Origin of the sequence: Robertmurraya beringensis (assembly GCF_042433785.1) — a bacterium.
GTDB lineage: Bacteria > Bacillota > Bacilli > Bacillales > Cytobacillaceae > Robertmurraya_A > Robertmurraya_A beringensis.
This window is the reverse complement of sequence record NZ_JBHLUU010000065.1, coordinates 1-1950: the sequence shown is the minus strand read 5'-3', so window position 1 is coordinate 1950 and position 1950 is coordinate 1. Positions and strand designations below refer to the sequence as shown.

Sequence of the window (1950 nt, the reverse complement as noted above, 5' to 3'; positions counted from 1 at the left end):
CTCCACTAAAGGAGGAACCGACTTATGACAATGGAAAAGAGAGCAAAACTTAGGCACGCAGAATATTATTCATTACAACAAAGTATGGACGAATTATATTCTCGTAGCCTAAATGGAAACAACTTTTATAACCTTGTAGAGTTAATGAGCACCGAAGAAAATATCAGACTAGCGTACAGGAATATTAAAAGGAATAAAGGAAGCAAAACGCCTGGGACCGATGGTTTAACTATCACGGACATACAAAACTTAGGTGTTGAAGAGGTAATCACTAAGGTCAAAGCAATGTTTGTTAGGTATAATCCTCAATCAGTTAGGAGGGTCTTCATACCTAAGCCAAACGGAGACAAAAGACCATTAGGAATCCCCACAATATGGGATAGAGTCTTTCAACAGTGTATACTACAAATCTTAGACCCTATTTGTGAAGCTAAATTTCATAAGCATAGCTATGGATTTAGACCAAACCGTAGTACTCATGATGCAATCGCTCGCATGAATGACCTTATAAACCGAGGTAAAAAACATTATTGCGTAGATGTTGATATCAAAGGATTCTTTGATAACGTAAACCACGGGAAACTACTAAAGCAAATATGGACGTTAGGGATTAAGGATAAGGCGCTTATTTCTATAATTTCTCGACTACTCAAAGCTGAAATCGAAGGAGAAGGAACACCGACAAAAGGAACCCCACAAGGCGGAATCTTAAGTCCCCTTCTCTCCAATATCGTGCTAAATGAACTTGATTGGTGGATCAGTAATCAATGGGAAACTTTTAAAACCAAATTCCCTTTTAAAACTGAAAAAAATAAATTTGCACCACTCAAAAAGACGAGATTGAAAGAATGCTTTTTTGTTAGATACGCGGATGACTTTAAAATCATGTGTAGTGACTACCACACTGCTAAAAAGATTTTCTTCGCAACTAAGGATTTTCTACAAATTAGGTTGGGACTAGAAATTAGTCCTGAAAAGTCTAAAGTGATAAATCTGAAAAAACAAGGTAGCGAATTTCTCGGTGTAAAGATTAAGGCTGTACCAAAAAGCCACAAAATTGTCTCTCAGTCAAAAATGACCAAGAAGGCAAAAATGAATGCTAAAACCAAAATTAAAGCCGAGATAAAGAAAATCCAGAAGGACCCTACTTCTCAAAAAGTATGGAACTTTAACACAGTGGTAATGGGGATTCAGAATTACTATTCGGTTGCTTCCCAAATTACAAAAGACCTGTCGGAGATAAACTACTCTCTTAGAATAGTGCTTTATAACAGATTAAGAGAAAATTATAAAGAAGCGTCATTAACAGACATGACTAAAACTCTAAAGAAACGGTATGGTCAGTACAAACCCAAACTTTTTAAAATACAGGGTATGGTACTTGCACCAATCTATGCTCAGAAGAATAAGCCTCCAATGAAATACTCTCAAGAGACTTGTGATTACACAGTTAAAGGGAGAATGAAAGTTCATCAGAACCTTAGAGGAATCAATCATAGAGTTTTATACTTGCTAATGAAATCTTTCATAAGAAATGCCAGTATTGAATATAACGACAATCGAATATCCAAATTTGTCGCTCAATACGGAAAGTGTGCAATTTCAGGAAAGGAACTAGAGATTGACGAGATACATTGCCACCACATAATTCCAAAGGAGTATGGCGGAGATGATAGTTACAGCAATCTCATAATCCTTCATAAAAGCATACACATTCTTATTCACATGAAAGATAAGGATAAAATAAACCTTCTTCTTACTAAATTTTCTCTAAACACCAAGCAACTCTTGAAGTTAAACAAATTAAGAGTACTGGCACATAGAGAAGCGATATAAGGTTAATGGTTAACTGAAATTAGATGGGACGCCGTATGCGGTGAAAGTCGCACGTACGGTGTTAACCGGGGGAAAAGTTGGAGATAACATCAAATACTTACCTATCGGAACTGT

Annotated in this window: 1 protein-coding gene; it reads left to right on the top strand. The window is 36.3% G+C overall.

Translation table 11 applies throughout. The annotated features are described in order from the left end of the window. The first annotated feature begins 30 nt into the window (after positions 1–30). On the top strand, positions 31–1836 hold the full coding sequence (ltrA, locus tag ACFFHF_RS11940) for a group II intron reverse transcriptase/maturase (protein ID WP_160549285.1): 1806 nt from the start codon (positions 31–33) through the stop codon (positions 1834–1836). Positions 1837–1950 lie beyond the last annotated feature (114 nt).

Excerpts from the sequence above, each read along its gene's own strand:
- ltrA (WP_160549285.1), top strand. The coding sequence starts at position 31 with ATGGAAAAGAGAGCAAAACTTAGGCACGCAGAATATTATTCATTACAA.